Origin of the sequence: Marinobacter antarcticus (assembly GCF_900142385.1) — a bacterium.
In the GTDB taxonomy this organism is placed as follows: domain Bacteria; phylum Pseudomonadota; class Gammaproteobacteria; order Pseudomonadales; family Oleiphilaceae; genus Marinobacter; species Marinobacter antarcticus.
Window position 1 is genome coordinate 2092303 of record NZ_FRAQ01000001.1, and the last position, 17943, is coordinate 2110245.

Genomic DNA, 17943 nt, shown 5'->3' on the forward strand with positions numbered 1-17943 from the left:
AGGGGCTGGCTATGAGGCAGTTGGGCAAATTGGGGCTGCTAGTGGCTATTCCATTGGTTGGCCTTCAGGTCGTTCATGCCCAGGATTCGCGAGTGGATTCAGGAGTGGTAACTATTGAGGGCACACGCATTCAGGGTGATCAGGAGGTGCCTACGGTGATGTATCTGGTGCCCTGGCAGCCGCCGGAAGTAGATGAGCTTCGGGCGCCGGATGAGCAATTGATGGTTGAGCAGACGTTTGCGCCTCTGGAGCGCTACGAATTTCAAAGGCTTGTCCGCTATCATGATGCGTTCAGCAACGAACCGGCGACAGTGAAACCGGGTAATTAGTGGGACGTGTGTCACAGTATTGCTGTGCACGAGTGCAAACTACAACAAACCGCAACAAAGACTTCCGCTAACTTAACCCCTTTGGGGCAGAGCAACGCTTAGACTGATTCAAAACCCGGACCATGGAGTGCCCAGAAAATGATTGATACCGCCGTTCGCTTCTTTCAGGAAGGTGGCTTTTTTATGTTTCCGATAGCCATTGTGCTGATTGTCGGACTCATTGTAGCCATTGAGCGATACGTATACCTGTCTGCTCAGAAAATCATCAATCGCAGAGACTTCAACCGCCTGCACCCGATGATTGCGAAGCGTGATTTCAAAGGAGCGCTCAATTACGCTCAGGAATCTGGCAGTGCCATGTCCGAGATGATCGGTTTTGGCCTGCAGCGACTGGCTCGACGCCAGGGCCGTGAAGACATCGAATACGCCATGGAAGAAGGGCTGCTGGATGTCATGCCGCGCCTAGAAAAGCGCACTCAGTACCTCGCAACGCTTGCGAACATTGCAACACTGTTGGGCTTGCTGGGCACCATCATCGGCCTGATCGCAGCATTTACCGCTGTTGCTGCAGCCGATCCTGCGCAAAAAGCCAGCCTGCTTTCACAGAGTATTTCAGTGGCCATGAACACCACGGCGTTCGGCCTTATGTCGGCTATCCCCATCCTTTTGATTCATTCTGTTCTGCAAACCAAAACCAATGAAATTGTCGACAGTTTTGAAATGGCGGGCATTAAGGTGCTCAATCTGCTCAGCGATGGTTCCGGCTCCCGCTCCGGTGCTGCGCCCACAGGGCAAGCTGCATCATCTTCTGCGTCGGCGGCAGCGCCTGCCAGCACTCCCGCCCGCACCCCGGCCTGATAACAAGCTGAAGGATTTCAGGCTATGAGACGGAAACATCGTCGATTACAGAGCGAGCCGGATCTCGACATTACACCGTTCATGAATCTCATGATCGTGCTTGTGCCGGTGCTGCTTTTAAATATGGTGTTTGCCCACACCAGCGTTCTGGAACTCAACTTCCCGACCGGCGAAAGCCTTACCCCGGATCAGGTTGAAGAACTTCAGATACAGGTTGTTATCCATGCAGACCGTCTGGTGGTTGCGGATAACCAGGGCGGGGTTATCAAGGCCATTGCCCAGAGCGAGGGCGAGTACGATTTCGCTGTGCTTAAAGATGTCATGAAAGAGATCAAAAGCCGCGTTCCTGATAAGAAAGACGTGATTATCATGCCCTCCCGGGACACCTCCTATCAGGCGCTTGTAACGGTCATGGATACGGTCCGGTCCTATGATGCGGTGGTCGCTGGAAACCTTGTGGAGGCAGAACTCTTTCCTGAAATTTCTTTGGGTGACGCGCCGTTAGTGGATGCGGAAGAAGTGTTGAAAGAAGGGGGGCAATCATGAAAGAGTCTGCCAAAGCCCGCCGCCTGAAGCGTCATCACAGACGAAACAAGGGCCAGAGCAAGATGAACCTGGTGTCGCTGATGGACATCTTTACGATTCTTGTGTTCTTCCTGATGGTTAATTCTTCGTCTGATGTGCAGGTACTCAACCAGAGCAGCACCATCAAACTGCCGGATTCGTCAGCCGTGCAGCCACCCGGTGATGTGCTCGCGCTGACCGTAACCGAGAAGGATATCCTCGTAAACGGGCGCGTGGTGATCAAACGAGAGGTGCTGCAGGCTCTGGACGGACAGATAGAGCCGGGTTTGAAACAGGAGCTGGATTACCAGGCTAGCCGGTCCGGGCAGCCTGTACCAGAGGCAGGGCGGGCGATCACTATTCTGGCCGACCGGGAGCTGCCCTACGATTTGCTCAAAAAAATTATGTCTACCTGTGTGGATGCGGGATACGCCAGCATATCTCTGGCGGTTAACCAAAGCGCAAAAGAGGGAGCCGGAGCATGACCCGGGGCATGACAGAGTACCGGTACGGCTTACCCTGGAGTCAGGAGCGGGGTGAGCGCAGGCGTTTGCTGTCCGTGGCGCTGGTGATCGCGCCCCTGTTCGTGATTTTTGCCGGTTATGTAAGCTGGATTGAGTTACCGGAGCGTGATCGACAGGAACGTGAGGCGTTGCCGCCGCAGTTGGCTAAGCTGGTTATCGAAAAGAAAGAGCCGCCGAAGCAGGTTGTGCCGGAGCCGGAACCAGAACCAGAGAAGAAGCCAGAAGAGAAACCGGTTGAGCAGGCTAAACCCGAACCTAAACCAGAGCAGAAGCCAGAACCTAAACCGGAGCCGAAACCAGAACCTGAGCCACCAAAGCCCGAGGTGAAGGCAAAGCCCAAGCCCGAAGCAGTAGCCAAGGCCCGAGAAAAAGCCAAGAGCAGTGGCATTCTGGCGATGGGTAACGAGCTTTCAAAGCTCAGTGCGCTGGCCAGTTCTGTCAAGCTTGATGCACCGGTGACCCGCACAGCCAAACCGATTGCACGCAAAGCGGGAGACACACTGGCTGCCCGTGCCACGGCTAATGTTCGCAGTTCAGGTGTGAATGATGCAGCACTTGAGCGTGAAAGCCGTCAGGTTGCCCTGGCGGAGCGTGAAAGGGCTGAAGTGGCGGAAGTTGAGCGCGTTGCCGAAGTTAAAGAAGTTGTCCGGCGCGAAAAGCAGGAAACCGCTTCCCGGACACGCAGCAAGGAAGAATTGCGTCGTACGATGGATGCCAATAAATCGGCCATTTACAGCATCTACAACCGTGAACTTCGCCGAAAACCGTCGCTTCAGGGCAGTATTACGCCCGAATTGGTGATCGAGCCGAATGGCGCTGTGTCCCGATGCTCTGTAGTTGAGTCAACACTTGGCGAGCCTGGTCTGGAGAACAAGATCTGTAATCGCCTGCTGCTCGTGGACTTTGGCCCTCGGCCGGGAGTCGACCAGACGACAATTCGCTACCCGATTGAACTGCTGTCCGGCTGAAGCCCATTACACGGCTGATGGCTCTCGATACCGCTGGCGCCGGACAGCGCCTGTTTTCACCTGCAATTTATTTGGCGGCTTCTGCCGCCTTCACCCGAACATAACTGCCCGGAGCGTCCTCAAGTACGGCAAGCTTGCCGTCTCCGGGCAATCTTGCGGCAACCTGCTCACCGGCATATTGCTGAATCCACTCCAGCCAGTGTGGCCACCAGGAACCGGGATGCTCTTCTGCGCTTTCGAGCCATTCATCGGCATCGGGCTTCATGGGGTCATTCGTCCAGTAGCAATACTTTTCCTTGTAAGGAGGGTTTATGACGCCCGCAATGTGGCCAGAACCGGAAAGCACGAAATGAACATTGCCCCCATGGACCAACGCACCCTTGTAAGTGGCTTTCCATTTGGCGATGTGATCTTGCCGTGCTGAAAGAAAGAACGACGGCACCTCTATTTCACCCAGATTGATTGTCTCTCCGGCGACAGTAAGAGAGTCGGGCTCTACCAGGCGATTATTGAGATACATCTCCCGCAGGTAAAAGCTGTGCATTTTTGCGGGCAGGTTGGTGCCGTCGGTATTCCAGTACAGCAGATCAAACGCCGCTGGCTTCTGGCCTTTGAGGTAGCTGTTGGTCCAGAACGACCAGAACAGCTCGTTTTCTCTCAGTAGATTGAACGTAAATGCCATGGCGCGGCCGTCCAGATAGCCCTTTTTGTCCAGCATGCGTTCAATACCACGGATTGAGTGCTCATTGATGAACACACCAATGCCGCCGGGATCAGAGAAATCCAGCAGACTGGCAAGGTATGTAGCGCTGACAACAGGGTCTTTGCCTTTCTTCTTCATCCAGGCCAGGGCTGAGCCTAAAAGCGTTCCGCCGATGCAATAACCGATGAGATTCATCTGCTCTTCGCCGGTAGCCGCGGTTACAGCGTCCATGGCCGCTAATGGCCCTTCCAGCATGTAGTCGTCCCAGCTTTTGTCTCTCAACGCAGGCCCCGGGTTGCGCCAGGATATGATGAAAACCGTCTGGCCCTGGTTTACCAGCCACTGGATAAAGGAATTCTTGGTGCTCAGATCAAGAATGTAATACTTGTTGATCCAGGGCGGCACGATAAGCAGCGGCCGCTTGCAGACGGTCTCCGTGGAAGGCGTGTACTGAATGAGCTGCATTAACTCATTCTGAAACACTACTTTTCCGGGCGTTGTCGCCAGATTGCGGCCTACCTCGAATGCGGAGCGATCGGTCATGCCGACGTTGAATAACTTCGGGTTCTGGCGGAAATCATCAATAAACTGTCGCCCGCCATCGACCAGATTCATGCCTTTGCGTTCCCAGGTTATTTTCAGAGCCTCGGGGTTTGTCGCCAGGAAGTTGGAGGGGGCGAGTGCACTGGTGAGCTGCCGAGCGTAAAACAGCATTTGTTCACGGCCTCCAGGGGGCATGCCTTCCATGCTTTCTACCCAATCCAGAAAGGCGCGGGAGTTGATCAGATAGGCCTGATGCAATACATCAAACGGCAGATGCCGATGCCACTCTTCCGCCTTGAAACGCCGATCATCGCTATCCGCCTGCGCAACTGGCTCTTTGTCGATCCCGGTCAGCCGGAAAAGAGTGTAAGAACCCAGAGCCGCGTGTTTGCGGGCCAGGTCTAACTCCGCTTCCATAAAACGCCATGGGTGCAGTAGCAGATCTTTCGCCATGGTGCGGTAGGCATCTGACATTTCTGACACTGTGGAGATCTTGGCGTGGTCCATAACGCCAGTATCTCCAAGCAACTTTTCCAAGTGTTGCTGACCTTCGCGTACTTTCGTTTCAAATGTACTGACCAACCGATTAGCGGTTTTTCCAAACTTGTCCAGACCCAGCATATGCAGCTCCTTTGTTCAGATGGCGGGTAAAGGTACTATTCTCCCTCATGTACATTGACACAATTGTGACGAACATCAATTCGGCTTAGGGCTTAGGCGCTAATGTGGTCTATAGAGAACCCATAACCGGTGTGAAAAAACCAGGAGACGTTATATGAGCAATCGCAAAACTGAACTTGAAGCCCTGAGAGCCGATCTTACTGCGCGGCTGGAACGTTTTGAGGCACATCAGCAGCGTAAAGACGGCGCTCTGGACAAAGATTCTGAGGAACAGGCTCAACAGACTCAGAACGATGAAGTCGTTGATTCGCTGGAAGAAGAAACCCGGGTCGAGCTGGGCCAGATAAAGACAGCTCTCGATCGCATTGAGCACGGCGTGGGTGATGAATGTGAAGTCTGTGGCGAAGCAATTGATCCCAGGAGGCTTCAGGTGCTGCCATACACTACGGTTTGCGTTGACTGCGCCGAAGGCTAAACTGATTTGCCAGTATAAAAATCAAAAAAGGAGTCTGGTGCCGTGAGCCAGTTCGACACGCTGATTATCGGAGGCCGCTATTTCGACGGCACAGGCACCGCGTCCCGTATCGCACACGTCGCCGTTCATGAGGGCAGGGTCGCGCAGGTATTTGAGGAGATGCCGGACCTTGCTCTGGCAAGCAAGGTAATTGATGCCAGTGGCTGCTGGGTAACGCCGGGGTTTCTGGATACCCATACCCACTATGACGCCGAGTTACTGGTGTCCCCCGCGCTATCGGAATCTGTGCGGCACGGAGTAACAACGGTGCTGATTGGCAGTTGCTCTCTCAGCATGGTGTGTTCGGAGGCGGAAGATGCCTCTGATATCTTTACCCGGGTAGAAACGGTGCCACGGGAGAAGGTGCTGCCAATCCTGCAGGCTCACAAGAGTTGGAGCACTCCCAGGCAATGGGTCGATTTTATTCGGGATCATCCCCTGGGGCCCAATGTTATAAGCTTCCTCGGCCACAGCGATCTCCGGACGGCGGTGATGGGCCTGCACAGGGCAACCGACCGGAAGGTAAAACCCACGGCCCGGGAACAGCAGGAGATGGAAAACCTGCTCGAAGAAGCCCTGCAGGAAGGTTTTCTGGGTTTATCGACCATGTGTCTGAAGTGGGACAAGGTGGATGGTGACCGGGAGTGGTCCAAGAGCCTGCCCAGCACCTACGCACGCTGGCATGAAGTCAGCCGGCTCAATCGTCTGCTGCGCCGGTATGATCGAGTACACCAGGGTGCGCCGAATGCCGCTAATCCTCTGCAGGTGACCCAGTATCTTCGGGAAACCCTGGGTTGGTTGCGCAAACCGCTGAAAACAACCCTCATTGCCATGATTGACCTTAAGGGCAACCCTACGGTCAGGCCCATGGCCAGTCTGGTGAGCCGGATCGCAAACGGCTTCGGCGGAGATTTTCGTTGGCAGCTGCTGCCAACGCCTTTCACGGTATACGCCGATGGCATGGATATTGTGTTGTTTGAAGAGTTTGGTGCCGGCGAGATGGCGCTGGACCTTCGTGACCAGCTTGAGCGCAACGAACTGCTGAAAGATGAGGAATACCGCCGCAAATTCCGTCGGTTCTACCGGGAAAAACTTTCGCCTAGGGTCTGGCAGCGGGATTTTGGTGACGCCATCATTCTTGATTGTCCCGATAAGTCTGTTATTGGGCAGAACTTCGCTGAGCTGGCTTTAGAGCGCGGCATCCATGTAGTGGACTTCTTCCTCGATATGGTCGTAGCCCACGGCCGTGAACTGCGCTGGTACACCGTCGTGGGCAATCACCGCAAAGATCGGCTCAAAAAAATGGTTGCCCATCCTGATGCTCTGATAACGTTTTCGGATGCCGGAGCCCACATTCGCAATATGGCTTTCTACAACTTGCCCCTGCGTTTTCTCAAGTTGGTTCTCGAAAGTCACGAACAGGGCGAGCCGGTGATGTCCCTTGAAAGGGCGGTGCATCGTCTCACTGGCGAGCAGGCCGACTGGTTCGGTATAGAAGCGGGACATATCCGGGTGGGTGACCGGGCGGACATTACCGTTCTGGATCCGAAAGGCCTGAGCCAGAATCTGGAGAGCGTTGAATGGGCCGAAATGGAAAATTTTGGCCTTGAGAGAATGGTTAATCGGGTGCCTGGATGCGTAAAGCACGTACTTATTAATGGCCGCCCGGCAGTGACGGACGGTAATCTTGAGCCAGATCTGGGCAAACGCACCGGGTTTGGCTGTTTTTTGCCTGCAGGATATCGCTCTGGTAGCTGAGTTCAGGCATTATTCTGCCCCGAATGTTCCGAAGTGGAGGGGAGTGTTTGCATGTCTGAACAACGACAGGTTACGGAAAACGCGGGAGGGTATTCCAAAAGCCGGCTGATGGGTTTGTTTCTCGGCGCCGGGTTTCTTCTGATGACCGTGTTTTTGTCGCCGCCGGCGTCCATGTCGTTAGAGGCCTGGTCGGCACTGGGCCTTATGTTGCTCATGGCAACCTGGTGGTCAACCGAGGCCATTCCGATTCCCGCCACAGCTCTGTTGCCGGTTGTGCTGGTGCCTGGGCTTGGCCTTGGGAGCATTTCTCAGGCTTCCTCGCCTTACGCGCACCCGATCATCTTTCTTTTTTTAGGTGGTTTTACTCTGGGTCTGGCGATGCAGCGCTGGAACCTCCACCGGCGTATTGCCCTGATGACACTCAAGGCGGTTGGCAATGAGCCTAAACGGCAGATTGCAGGTTTTATGCTGGCGACAGCTTTTTTGAGTATGTGGGTCAGCAATACCGCAACGGCAATCATGATGCTGCCCATAGGCTTGTCGGTTATTGGAATGATGGGCAATGGTCAGTCGGAAAATGTTCAGCGTTATGCCACGGCACTTCTGCTAGCCATTGCATACTCTGCCAGTATTGGCGGCATTGCGACGCTGATAGGGACGCCGCCTAATGCGCTGCTGGCAGCCTATCTGAATGAGACCCAGGGGATTTCGGTCGGGTTTGCTCAGTGGATGCTCCTGGGTGTTCCGGTAGCATTGGTTATGCTGGGCCTGATCTGGTGGTGGCTAACGCGCAAGGATTTTGGGCTCATCGCACAAGAAGGCGCCGGCCAGGCCATACGTGACGAACTCTCGGCCCTGGGCCCAATGGGTCGTGGCGAAAAACTGGTAGCTTTGGTGTTCGTACTGACGGCCAGCGCCTGGGTGTTCCGGCCCCTGATTTTGGCGAGCATTGCGCCCTGGTTGACCGATACAGGTATTGCTATATCGGCGGCTATTGCCATGTTTATTATTCCCGTAGACACACGCCGGCAAATCTTTTTGCTTGACTGGGATACCGCGAAAGGGATTCCCTGGGGCGTTCTGTTGTTGTTTGGTGGTGGCCTTGCCATGGCCGGGGTTATCAGCAGTTCGGGATTGGCAGACTGGATTGCAGCGAGTATGGGTGTGGCGAGCGCACTGCCTGTTGTCGTTATGATCGTGCTGGTTGTCGCGGTGATTATTTTTCTCACGGAAGTGACCAGTAACACTGCAACTGCAGCGGCTTTTCTGCCACTCCTCGGGGCACTGGCACTTTCTCAGGGCGCGTCGCCGCTGCTCCTGACCGTTCCGGCTGCTATTGCCGCCAGTTGTGCATTCATGATGCCCGTTGCGACACCGCCCAACGCCATTGTGTTCTCCAGTGGGCACATGAAGATAGGCGACATGATCCGCGCCGGGTTCGCGCTGAATATTGCCGGTATTGTTGTGGTTACTCTGCTGTGTTACCTGTTTCTGGACCTGATTTTCACTATCTGATCACCGTGCGGGCGCATGATACCCTGCGCCCGCACTCGTGTATTAACAACGCTCGCGCTCCCCACTGCTGCATTACGGCGAAAGTGAACGCATCGTTTCGCGCCGGGCTTTTCCCATGCTCGATATGAAGCGCCTCGTTACTGCGTTGGGCTACCCATCGGGAGGCTTCCGCGCGACGATCGACGACCTGATTGATCTCGATCACCCCGCCATCGTTCCTATCCATCATGCGGGCTTCAAGCACTTTGTTATGCTCAGAACCATTCGTGATCGCCTTACCCCATGACGACGGGCCAGGCGAATGGGTTGTATGCTTGCGTTCCTGTGCCAGTAAAGGCGTTTTTGTACCTTCAGTCGTGTTTCTGGACAGCGAGCTCAGCCCCATTCGCCTGGTAACGGACCTGGTTTCGGCTTTTGAGCCGGAGAACTGGCATCGCCGTGGCTATCTGGAAGCCCGGATTCCGGTTTTCGCCGCTAAGGAAGAGCGCTGGATGCTGGTCTTTACTCGCGCCCAAGACCTCGAAGGCCAGACGGTTATTAAAACCCGTCGTGGCCCGCATAAGATACCTCATGTCAGCACAGGCGAGTTCGGGCTGATCATGATGGCGGCACAGTAACCGGTTTAGTCTTCCTTTTTGCTCAGGTCCAGCCACTGCTGCGAGAACCAGTAAAAGTTGCCATCACCGGCCGGGTGCGTGCAGTTGTAGCGGAACCGACGACTGTTGAAAGGTTTTGGTGCCTTGACGGAGGTTCCCGCCTCAGTGGCCTCAAGATCTATGCGACCCATGCCAGAGGCGAAACAGGTCAACCTTGCGGGATCAATCGCTTCCGAAGGTGGAAAAGTAAGTGTTGGAGGGTTGTCCGTTATGATGCCATCGGGCAGCTGGTTGGTGTCTATGGGAAACGCCTTGCTGTTGAGCTTGTCTTCGAGGCCGTTAAGCCGCCCATAGGCATTGGCCATGGGGAATCTGGGCAAGCGGGTTTTTCCCGAAAGCGGACCTATAGCCCCGGATTGCTGTCCAAAGCCGAACCAGCCGCGCTCAGCTACCTCTGCCTCCAATGCGCCATCAAACTCCCCATACGGATAAGCGAACAGAGGAAGGCTGGCTCCAAGGCGCTTTTTAAGCGTAGCCTGCGCAGAATCCAGGCTACGTGTTACCCGCTGCTCCCAGTCCGTCTCTGTCTCATCAGGTTTTTTCGCGAGGTGCTCATGCCCGGCTGTGTGGTTGGCTATGGTGACGCCATCGCGCTCAGACAGTTCCCGTAACTGTTGCCAGGTCATATAGCCGTCGCTGCCGACAGCCGCAGTATCCACGAAAATGGTATAGGGCAGGGAGTGCTCACGGAGAATGCCTGCTGCTTCACTGTAAACCGATTCATAGGCATCATCGAAGGTGATGGCGATGCGCTGGCCGGCTGATGGATCGCCGGAAAACACATTTTTCGTTGCGTCGGGCAGTTCAACAACATCCATGCCCAGCTTCCTGATCATGTCGAGCTGGGCCCGGAACAGGGATACAGAGGTACTGGTGGAAGGTGGCGTGGCATCGCTGATGTGATGGTACTGAAGAACTACGAGGTCGGCTCTTGCAGAGAAGCTTACCAGAAAGATTGAAAACAAGGCCGCTGATATACAGAGTTTTTGTGCTCTCATGTCTGCTCCATCATCTGACTGAAATGCGCTTTTAGTACGTCAAAAGCCTCGTTGAGTGCCTGGATTTGCTCCGTATTACCACCCCGATCCGGGTGAGCTTGCATCACGGCGCGACGAAATGCCTGTTTTGCTGTGAGGAAACTTTCTGGAATCGCATCGAACCCGAGCATGTTTGCAGCTGCGAGAGCTTCAGGCCTGGTGGGCCCTGAGTTTTGGTGGCCTGCCCAGAACCTGTCCATCATCTGCTGAATGGCATCCTCCGGAAGTTCGTACTGGGACAGGTCCAGATAGAAACTGCGAAGACTGTCCACGGCACCAGGAAAGCCGTTTCCGGCGATCGTGTTCTGGCGCTCAATACCAATGCGCAAGGGCGAGATAAACAGGTTTTCACCGGCCTCAGCCAGTGCATCTCTCAGACGATACAGTGTATGAAAAAGCAGAAAGTGCACAGGGTAGAGCTTTTGCGGGTCGTGAAACTCAAGATCTCCAATCAGCTTCCAGGGCGGTCTTTGCAGTCTCTTGATCAGGTTGAGCTCGTCCAAGCCGTCCGGCGAATTGCGAAGTTCGTGCTCTACAGCCACGAACAGGTGCTGGACTTGCTGTTCCAGTATCGTATCAGGCTCAATTGATCGTGCTGGCCGTGAGTGATCCGGGGAGATAGGGTTGCTCTTCCCATTACAGATTTTGGTCACAGTACTAAAATTAGACATAGCTTTAATGTTAAGGCAGTGGTCGCCGACAGGGAAGAGCTGCGAGCCGGGAAAGTCCGCCAATAAACTGAGCCGTTGAAAAGCAGGTCGCCATTTCAACTTCAGTTTGCCGATGATCTTTTTTTTGAACTCAACATATCCATGTCGGTGTCCTGTTCCTGAAATGATGGGATGCGTATAATCCTATGACCATTTTCCCAATGAACACAGTTGATATGTCCGAAGCGATAACAGGCAGCGAAAAAAAAACCTCTAGTGCCGAATACGCACGTTCCCAGAAAGTCGAGCAGAATAAATTGCAGAAGCGTCTGCGCCGGGAAACCGGCCAGGCAATTGCAGATTTCTCGATGATTGAAGCAGGCGACAAGGTAATGTGTTGTTTGTCCGGTGGAAAGGACTCTTATGCCATGCTGGACATTCTGCTCAATCTGCAGAAAAGCGCACCTGTTTCGTTTGAGCTGATTGCTGTCAATCTGGATCAGAAACAGCCGGGTTTCCCGGAAGAGATTCTGCCGCGCTATCTGGCTGATCTTGGCATCGAATATCATATCATCGAGAAAGATACCTACAGCATCGTCATGGACAAGGTGCCGGAGGGCAAAACCACCTGTGGGCTATGCTCGCGGCTGCGTCGCGGTATTCTCTACAACTTTGCCGAAGAGCACGGCGTTACCAAAATTGCACTGGGGCACCATCGTGACGATCTGCTGGAAACCCTGTTTCTGAATATGTTTTACGGCGGCAAGCTTAAAACCATGCCGCCAGTGCTGCACAGTGATGATGGTCGTAATACGGTTATTCGCCCGCTGGCATACAGCCGGGAGAAAGATATCGCGCGTTACGCCGCGCTGAGGCAGTTCCCTATCATTCCGTGTAATCTATGTGGCTCTCAGGAAAACCTGCAACGTCAGGTTATCAAAGAGATGTTCCAGCAGTGGGACAAGCAGCACCCTGGGCGGCTTGAAAGCATGTTCAAGGCCTTGTGCAATGTTGAACCATCCCATCTTGCTGACACCAATCTCTATGATTTTCGCGAGGGCAAGCGCATGGGTGGTAAGCGCCAGGCGGTTCAGACCTCCATGCCGGCGCAAGAGCCAGAGGAGAACTTTGGCCGCTTGGATGTTCTGAATATCTGAGAGTTTGGCTGAGAGTCCGGCTATGAATCAGAGCTGGCTCAATGGCCGACCACCGCCATAAGCGGCAGCGTCCACAGCCCGAAAAGAATCAGCAGGGCGCCAGTGAATTTCCGGAACATCTGATTGCTTTTTAATCCGCTGATCCAGCTGGCTGCGTAACCGGTCGCAAGCATGGATGGCAGGGTGCCAAGACCAAAAAACATCATGGTGAGTGCAGCTGAGCCAACAGTCGGTTGCAAAGCCGCCCAGCCCAGCGTGCTGTAGACGAGCCCGCACGGCAACCATCCCCAGAGGGCTCCAAGTGCAAGCGCCTGGCCTGCGTGATTGACTGGAAGGAGCCGGCGCGTAAAGGGCGACAGCCGTTTCCAGAGCGGCGCACCGATACGCTCCACATAGCGGATGCCCTGCCACCATTGCCCCATAGATAAACCCATGAAAATCAGAAGTATACCCGCGATCGAGCGTAGAATAATGCCCAGTTCAGCCCATTGATTCGCAGCCGATGTGCTTAATATCGCAACCAGCGTTGCTATTAATGCATAACTTCCGATTCGCCCGGAATTGAAGGCAATCAGCAGCAGTGACTGGCGTAGACGAAATCCCTTTCCAACCGGCAGCGCCATGGAAAGAGACGCGCTTATCCCTCCGCACATGCTAAGGCAATGGGTGCTGCCGAGAAGGCCAATAAGGAACGCACTGGGATAGCTTAGATACAGTTCGGGATTCATGGGCGGTCAGGTTCGTCCTCAGGACTATCGTCCTGATCATCGGCCGTTCCACCGGACGGATCCTCGGTCTTTTGCGGTTTGTCCGTGCGTGCCTCGTCCGGGATCATATCTTTGTCATCGTCATACAGAATGCGGTGTGCCGGCCCTTCCAGGTCGTCATACTGGCCATTTTTAACGGCCCAGGAAAATAGCAAAAGGCCCATCACCACCAGGATTAGCATGACCGGCACCAGGAACATTACGATTTGCACGGAATAAACCTCATAGTTAAAGCCTAGTGTTTACGGTATCAGCGCGTGGCTTGCGCGCCAAATTCCGGTACTTTCCCCGGCACTTAGCCACGATCTACGGGGCGGGTTTCGGTGCCAAGGCGCAAGGCGTTGAGTACAACAATCAGCGAGCTTAGTGACATACCGATTGCTGCAAGCCAAGGTGGAACCAGACCGGCGGCTGCAAGGGGCAGGGCGCAGACATTGTAGACAAGAGCCCATGCCATGTTCTGGCGAATGACTTTACGCGTACGGCGGCTGGTGTCCAGCGCTTCTACCAGTTGCATCAACTGCCCATTGAGCAATACCGCATCTGCCTTGAGCTGAGTGAGATCGGCCGCACTGCCCATCGCCACCGATATGCCGGCGCCTGCCATAGACGGGAGGTCGTTGAGACCGTCTCCGACCATCATTACCTGGCGTCCTTCCGACTTCAGCTTATTCAGAACGTCCAGTTTCTCCTCCGGTGAGGCTTGGCCAATCGCTTCGTCGATGCCCAGCATATCAGCAATCTGGCGGACGTGGCCGGAACGGTCGCCGCTCAGCAACAGTGTACGGATACCCGCATCCTGTAGAGCTTTGACCGCTTGTGCGGCATCTTCCCGGGGCTGATCATCAAGCCGGAAGCAGGCCAGCCACTCATTTTCTGACGCCAGCCAGATTTCCATGCCCGAGTGCAGTTCTGACTCAGGTTCTGATGCGCTAATGTGTTGCGCAACAAAGGCTTTGTGGCCAATAAAAAAGGCCTGATCACCGAATTGCCCAGAAAGTCCTCCGCCCAGATGGTTGTTCACATGGTCAACGGTTGCTGCGGGGCGATTATGGAAGACCCGGGCGATCGGGTGCTCCGAATATCGCTCCAGGCCAGCCGCAAGCCGCAGGCACGTGTCTTCGTCTTTACTGCCGACAACATGGGTATTGATCAGGCTCAGTTCGCCCCGGGTCAGGGTGCCGGTTTTATCGAAGACTACCGTATCGATGGAGTTCATGGACTCTAGCGCATGGCCCCGGGTGGGAAGAAAGCCGTGGCGCCGCAGTTTGACGGTGGCCGAGGTAATAGCGGTAGGTGTCGCAAGCGACAGGGCGCAAGGGCAAGTTACTACAAGAACCGAAAGCGTAATATCGAAGGCATTGTCTGCGCCTGCCAGCCACCACCCTACCCAGACTACGGGTGCGAGAATGAGAACTCGCCCGACAAACTTGCCGGCAATGCGATCTGCCATGCGAGCCACCGGTGGCTTTTCTGACTGAACGCGATCCAGTATCCGCAGAATACCGGAAAGGCGCGTTTGGGCGCCGGATTTCTCCACCTGAACATCCAACGGGTTTTCGCCGTTGATACTTCCGGCATGGACGGTATCTCCAGGCACCCGGGTTTCCGGCAGGTACTCGCCGGTAAGTGCAGATTCGTTGAGAGTGGACTGACCCCGCAGAATCACGCCGTCAATGGGCAGGGTTTCACCGGGCCTGATCCGAACTACATCACCGGATTTCACCTCGTGAGCCGGTATGATTTCCGTTAGCTCTCCGCGTACTCGGGTTGCGACTGTTGGATGAAAGCCTGCCAGAGCGTTGCCTGTAAGCCCTGCACGGTATCTGGCCTGAACTTCAATGTAGCGGCCAAGCAACAGGAAAAACGTGAACATGCAAACGGATTCAAAATACACCTCTTCACCACCCATGACGGTGACCCAGGCGCTGGCCAGATAAGCAAGCCCGATCGCAATGGCAACGGGTACATCCATGGTCAGATGGCGGGTTCTGATGTCGCGCTGTGCGTTGCGGAAAAATGGCCCTGCGCTGTATAGCACAACCGGAGTGGCTACCAGCAGGCTGAACCAGCGGAAAAACGACACAAACTCCGGCGAAAGGCCACTGACGAACTCAAAATAGAGCGGAAAAGCCAGCATCATGCTCTGGAAGCTGCCAATGCCGGCGACGGCCAGACGAATCAGCATGGAGCGGTGTTCCGCTTTCAGTTGATCCTCAACGGCGTCTGACTGATAGGGGCGGGCGGTGTATCCGAGTTCATGAATAGCGATCAGTAAATCACTCAGGGCAGCTTTGTCCTGAGCCCAGACGAGCCGCGCCCTTTGGGTTGTGTGGTTAACGGAGAAGGAGAGCACGCCCGGTTGCTTTTTCATGTGGTTTTCCAGCAACCAGATACACGCAGCGCAGGTAATACCACCAATCAAAAGCTGAGCTTCCTGGCCGCCCTTAACAGGAGAAACGAAAGCTTGCTGTACAAGAGGATGATCCAGCTCTCTGAGCCGGTCGAGCTCGGAGTCTGTCAGCTGCCGGGGTGTGATGGCCGTTTCTGTGCGGAGCTGATAAAAGCCGGTAAGACCTTCGCTGTGAATCGTTTCACAGACGGCCTTGCAACCCTGGCAGCAGAAAAATCGGGTTTGCCCATCGAGCTGAAGTGTAATCGGCGGCTCACCGTCAGCCGGTTCGCCGCAGTGGAAGCAATCCAGGGGGGTCACCCTTGCGCGGAGCCGTCCGGACCCATATGAAGCTTGCCTTTTGCGGGCAACAAGGCTTCACCCTTAAGGCGCCATTGATTATCCGGTCCACGGAGGTCGTAATACCAGCGCCCGTCGATATCGTGCATCATGGTTCCAGTATAATGGCCGTTGCCGTCACTCCGGAACTGAATGGTTCGATCCCTCTGGGCCAGCGTCGGGTGAAACAGGTTAAGCACCAGATAGGGGAAATCTGCCGGACCCTGCTGAGTGTTAACATTCAGCATAATGCTGCGGTCCTCGAACGCCATGTCAGCGCTCAGGCCCATCTCTTTGGCAGCCTGGTCTCGGGCTATCTCAAGGTTGATGCCACGGCCTTCTTTCGAATAATCGTCGGTAACCATCGTATCTTTCATGTTCGAGGCTACGACCAGCATGACCATGCAGAAGGTAATTGCAGACAGCGGCGCTATGGTCAGAAACCAGAACCAGGGCTGTCGATACCAGGGTGCTACGGGTACTTCTTGATTCATAATGCTCAGTCTCGTCTTTTACAGGTTACCAACAGTGACCCCGAAGGATCACTGCGTTGGACCGACAAATCGGCTTTCGGTTTCCAGCTTCAGTGAAGCATCCGTTTCAGACTGTGCATGGAAGATTATTTCATTGTTCGATTGTGGAATGGACTCAGGCGGTACATCTACAACGGTTGGCAGCGAACGGTTTTCGCCGCTGTCTACGCTTACCTGAGTCTGAGTCAGAATACGGATGCCATCCAGACCTTTTACGGAAAGGGTGAAGGTCTGTGGGATTTCTGACATGTTGGCTATTTTCAGGGTGTAGGAGTTTTCAATGCGCCCCTCACCATTGAAGCTGAACAGCGTACCACGATCTCTCAGCACGTCCATTTGGGCCGGCACACGGGTTGCGATCACGAAAATAATCGCGCCGACCATGGCTGTCAGAACCGCACCATAACCAAAGGTACGAGGCCGCAGCAATTTCGACGGTTTGCCTTCAAGCTCATTTTCAGTGGTGTAACGAATCAGCCCGCGAGGGTAGTCCATCTTGTCCATGATGTCGTCACAAGCGTCGATGCACAGTGCACAACCGATGCACTCATACTGAAGGCCATCACGAATATCAATGCCAGTAGGGCACACGTGCACGCACTGCCCGCAATCAATACAGTCGCCAAGGCCGGCTTCTTCCGGCTTCACATCTTTTCTGCGGCCACCGCGAGGCTCGCCACGGTTGGGGTCGTAGGAAACTATACGTGTATTCGGGTCAAACATGACCGACTGGAAGCGGGCGTACGGGCACATGTACAAGCACACTTGCTCGCGCATCCAGCCAGCATTCAGATACGTGGCTACGGTGAAAAACGCAACCCAGAAGTAAGCCCAGCCGTTGGCCTGGAAAGTGAAGATGTCGGCAATCAGTTCGCGAATAGGGTAAAAATATCCGACAAACGTAAGCCCGGTCATAAAGGCAATAAACAACCAGATAGCATGCTTGGCTGATTTCTTGATCATTTTTTCTTTGGAATTGGGCGTTTTGTCCAGTTTCATGCGTTTGTTGCGGCTGCCTTCAATACGCTCTTCAACCCACATGAAGATGAACGTCCATACTGTCTGAGGGCAGGTGTAACCACACCAGACACGACCAAACAGTGTGGTGATGAAGAACAGGCCGAAGGCGCAGATAATCAGCATGCCCGAGAGCAGGAAAAAATCCTTGGGAAAGAAAGTGGCGCCATAAAGGTGGAATTCCCGGGCAGGCAGATCGAAGTGTATCAGCGGATCCCCATCCAGTGTCAGCCAGACAAACAGGAAGTACATGCTCATGAGCAGCAGCAGGCTGACCGTCCGGATACGCTGGAACAGGCCTTTCACTTCCTTGACGTAAATTTTCTTGCGGCTGGCGTATAACTCTACGGATTCGTCTTTCTTCTTTTTGCCCGAGGGCTCCGAGGAGGGGTCGACCTGTTTGACCGGAATCTCATTACTCATGGGTACCTCCAGGTGGAGTCTTAAAGCGGGTGCGGGCGCCGTTGCAGGCTGGTGGTGCTGATCTTCTCAAGCCTG

General features: G+C 54.6%; 18 protein-coding genes and 1 pseudogene. 11 read left to right on the forward strand and 8 right to left on the reverse strand.

Annotation, left to right across the window (positions count from 1 at the left end):
- Positions 1-11: 11 nt before the first annotated feature.
- From BUA49_RS09795 to BUA49_RS09815, 5 genes are all read left to right on the forward strand, one after another.
- Positions 12-329 (forward strand): hypothetical protein, encoded by a 318-nt coding sequence (locus tag BUA49_RS09795; protein WP_072796955.1) that lies wholly within the window; start codon positions 12-14, stop codon positions 327-329.
- 138 nt (positions 330-467) lie between these two features.
- The gene (locus BUA49_RS09800) at positions 468-1187 is read left to right on the forward strand and encodes a MotA/TolQ/ExbB proton channel family protein (RefSeq protein ID WP_072796956.1); all 720 of its coding nucleotides are present in this window, start codon (positions 468-470) and stop codon (positions 1185-1187) included.
- Between the two features lie 24 nt (positions 1188-1211).
- Positions 1212-1733, forward strand: a complete 522-nt coding sequence (locus BUA49_RS09805; protein ID WP_072796957.1) for an ExbD/TolR family protein — start codon at positions 1212-1214, stop codon at positions 1731-1733.
- On the forward strand, positions 1730-2236 hold the full coding sequence (locus BUA49_RS09810) for an ExbD/TolR family protein (RefSeq protein WP_072796958.1): 507 nt from the start codon (positions 1730-1732) through the stop codon (positions 2234-2236). The genes BUA49_RS09805 and BUA49_RS09810 overlap by 4 nt, the downstream gene beginning before the upstream one ends.
- Positions 2233-3243: an AgmX/PglI C-terminal domain-containing protein gene (locus BUA49_RS09815; protein WP_228704446.1), complete on the forward strand. Its 1011-nt coding sequence runs from the start codon at positions 2233-2235 to the stop codon at positions 3241-3243. Before BUA49_RS09810 ends, BUA49_RS09815 begins: the two co-directional genes overlap by 4 nt.
- A 67-nt stretch (positions 3244-3310) precedes the next feature.
- On the opposite strand, the gene BUA49_RS09820 is transcribed toward BUA49_RS09815, so the two are convergent.
- The gene (locus BUA49_RS09820) at positions 3311-5110 is read right to left on the reverse strand and encodes a PHA/PHB synthase family protein (protein ID WP_072796959.1); all 1800 of its coding nucleotides are present in this window, start codon (positions 5108-5110) and stop codon (positions 3311-3313) included.
- A 154-nt stretch (positions 5111-5264) separates the two neighbouring features.
- Between BUA49_RS09820 and BUA49_RS09825 the strand changes: the two genes are divergently transcribed.
- From BUA49_RS09825 to BUA49_RS09845, 5 genes and pseudogenes are all read left to right on the forward strand, one after another.
- Entirely contained in the window at positions 5265-5585 is a 321-nt protein-coding gene (locus BUA49_RS09825; protein ID WP_072796960.1) for a TraR/DksA family transcriptional regulator, read from the forward strand.
- A 42-nt stretch (positions 5586-5627) separates the two neighbouring features.
- A complete protein-coding gene (locus tag BUA49_RS09830) occupies positions 5628-7382 on the forward strand; it encodes an N-acyl-D-amino-acid deacylase family protein (protein ID WP_072796961.1) in 1755 nt (584 codons plus the stop codon).
- Positions 7383-7433: 51 nt separating this feature from the next.
- A complete protein-coding gene (locus tag BUA49_RS09835) occupies positions 7434-8897 on the forward strand; it encodes an SLC13 family permease (protein ID WP_072796962.1) in 1464 nt (487 codons plus the stop codon).
- A gap of 64 nt (positions 8898-8961) precedes the next feature.
- Positions 8962-9162 (forward strand): annotated as a pseudogene (locus tag BUA49_RS09840) (C39 family peptidase); the annotation flags it as partial.
- A 1-nt stretch (position 9163) separates the two neighbouring features.
- On the forward strand, positions 9164-9514 hold the full coding sequence (locus BUA49_RS09845) for a MalM family protein (protein ID WP_072796963.1): 351 nt from the start codon (positions 9164-9166) through the stop codon (positions 9512-9514).
- Positions 9515-9519: 5 nt separating this feature from the next.
- Here BUA49_RS09845 and BUA49_RS09850 read toward each other — a convergent pair whose 3' ends face one another.
- Both BUA49_RS09850 and BUA49_RS09855 read right to left on the reverse strand, forming a co-directional pair.
- On the reverse strand, positions 9520-10551 hold the full coding sequence (locus tag BUA49_RS09850) for a polysaccharide deacetylase family protein (protein WP_072796964.1): 1032 nt from the start codon (positions 10549-10551) through the stop codon (positions 9520-9522).
- Positions 10548-11261: a DNA-J related domain-containing protein gene (locus BUA49_RS09855; RefSeq protein ID WP_072797820.1), complete on the reverse strand. Its 714-nt coding sequence runs from the start codon at positions 11259-11261 to the stop codon at positions 10548-10550. Before BUA49_RS09855 ends, BUA49_RS09850 begins: the two co-directional genes overlap by 4 nt.
- Before the next feature lie 215 nt (positions 11262-11476).
- On the opposite strand from BUA49_RS09855, the gene ttcA reads away from it, so the two are divergent.
- Positions 11477-12397 (forward strand): tRNA 2-thiocytidine(32) synthetase TtcA, encoded by a 921-nt coding sequence (gene ttcA / locus BUA49_RS09860; protein ID WP_072796965.1) that lies wholly within the window; start codon positions 11477-11479, stop codon positions 12395-12397.
- A gap of 38 nt (positions 12398-12435) precedes the next feature.
- On the opposite strand, the gene BUA49_RS09865 is transcribed toward ttcA, so the two are convergent.
- The 5 genes from BUA49_RS09865 to ccoG all read right to left on the reverse strand — a co-directional run bounded on the left by BUA49_RS09865 (position 12436) and on the right by ccoG (position 17868).
- Positions 12436-13125, reverse strand: coding sequence for a sulfite exporter TauE/SafE family protein (locus BUA49_RS09865; RefSeq protein WP_072796966.1), 690 nt, complete (start codon positions 13123-13125; stop codon positions 12436-12438).
- Positions 13122-13364, reverse strand: coding sequence for a cbb3-type cytochrome oxidase assembly protein CcoS (gene ccoS, locus BUA49_RS09870; protein ID WP_139248779.1), 243 nt, complete (start codon positions 13362-13364; stop codon positions 13122-13124). The genes BUA49_RS09865 and ccoS overlap by 4 nt, the downstream gene beginning before the upstream one ends.
- Positions 13365-13459: 95 nt before the next feature.
- The gene (locus BUA49_RS09875) at positions 13460-15877 is read right to left on the reverse strand and encodes a heavy metal translocating P-type ATPase (RefSeq protein WP_072796968.1); all 2418 of its coding nucleotides are present in this window, start codon (positions 15875-15877) and stop codon (positions 13460-13462) included.
- Positions 15874-16389 (reverse strand): FixH family protein, encoded by a 516-nt coding sequence (locus tag BUA49_RS09880; protein ID WP_072796969.1) that lies wholly within the window; start codon positions 16387-16389, stop codon positions 15874-15876. Before BUA49_RS09880 ends, BUA49_RS09875 begins: the two co-directional genes overlap by 4 nt.
- Positions 16390-16437: 48 nt before the next feature.
- On the reverse strand, positions 16438-17868 hold the full coding sequence (gene ccoG, locus BUA49_RS09885; RefSeq protein WP_072796970.1) for a cytochrome c oxidase accessory protein CcoG: 1431 nt from the start codon (positions 17866-17868) through the stop codon (positions 16438-16440).
- Positions 17869-17943 lie beyond the last annotated feature (75 nt).

Bases quoted from the DNA above. Each gene is read 5' to 3' on its own strand.
- BUA49_RS09795 (WP_072796955.1), top strand. From the start codon at position 12: ATGAGGCAGTTGGGCAAATTGGGGCTGCTAGTGGCTATTCCATTGGTT.
- BUA49_RS09800 (WP_072796956.1), top strand. From the start codon at position 468: ATGATTGATACCGCCGTTCGCTTCTTTCAGGAAGGTGGCTTTTTTATG.
- BUA49_RS09805 (WP_072796957.1), top strand. From the start codon at position 1,212: ATGAGACGGAAACATCGTCGATTACAGAGCGAGCCGGATCTCGACATT.
- BUA49_RS09810 (WP_072796958.1), top strand. From the start codon at position 1,730: ATGAAAGAGTCTGCCAAAGCCCGCCGCCTGAAGCGTCATCACAGACGA.
- BUA49_RS09815 (WP_228704446.1), top strand. From the start codon at position 2,233: ATGACCCGGGGCATGACAGAGTACCGGTACGGCTTACCCTGGAGTCAG.
- BUA49_RS09820 (WP_072796959.1), bottom strand. From the start codon at position 5,110: ATGCTGGGTCTGGACAAGTTTGGAAAAACCGCTAATCGGTTGGTCAGT.
- BUA49_RS09825 (WP_072796960.1), top strand. From the start codon at position 5,265: ATGAGCAATCGCAAAACTGAACTTGAAGCCCTGAGAGCCGATCTTACT.
- BUA49_RS09835 (WP_072796962.1), top strand. From the start codon at position 7,434: ATGTCTGAACAACGACAGGTTACGGAAAACGCGGGAGGGTATTCCAAA.
- BUA49_RS09850 (WP_072796964.1), bottom strand. From the start codon at position 10,551: ATGAGAGCACAAAAACTCTGTATATCAGCGGCCTTGTTTTCAATCTTT.
- BUA49_RS09855 (WP_072797820.1), bottom strand. From the start codon at position 11,261: ATGTCTAATTTTAGTACTGTGACCAAAATCTGTAATGGGAAGAGCAAC.
- ttcA (WP_072796965.1), top strand. From the start codon at position 11,477: ATGTCCGAAGCGATAACAGGCAGCGAAAAAAAAACCTCTAGTGCCGAA.
- BUA49_RS09865 (WP_072796966.1), bottom strand. From the start codon at position 13,125: ATGAATCCCGAACTGTATCTAAGCTATCCCAGTGCGTTCCTTATTGGC.
- ccoS (WP_139248779.1), bottom strand. From the start codon at position 13,364: ATGTTCCTGGTGCCGGTCATGCTAATCCTGGTGGTGATGGGCCTTTTG.
- BUA49_RS09880 (WP_072796969.1), bottom strand. From the start codon at position 16,389: ATGAATCAAGAAGTACCCGTAGCACCCTGGTATCGACAGCCCTGGTTC.
- ccoG (WP_072796970.1), bottom strand. From the start codon at position 17,868: ATGAGTAATGAGATTCCGGTCAAACAGGTCGACCCCTCCTCGGAGCCC.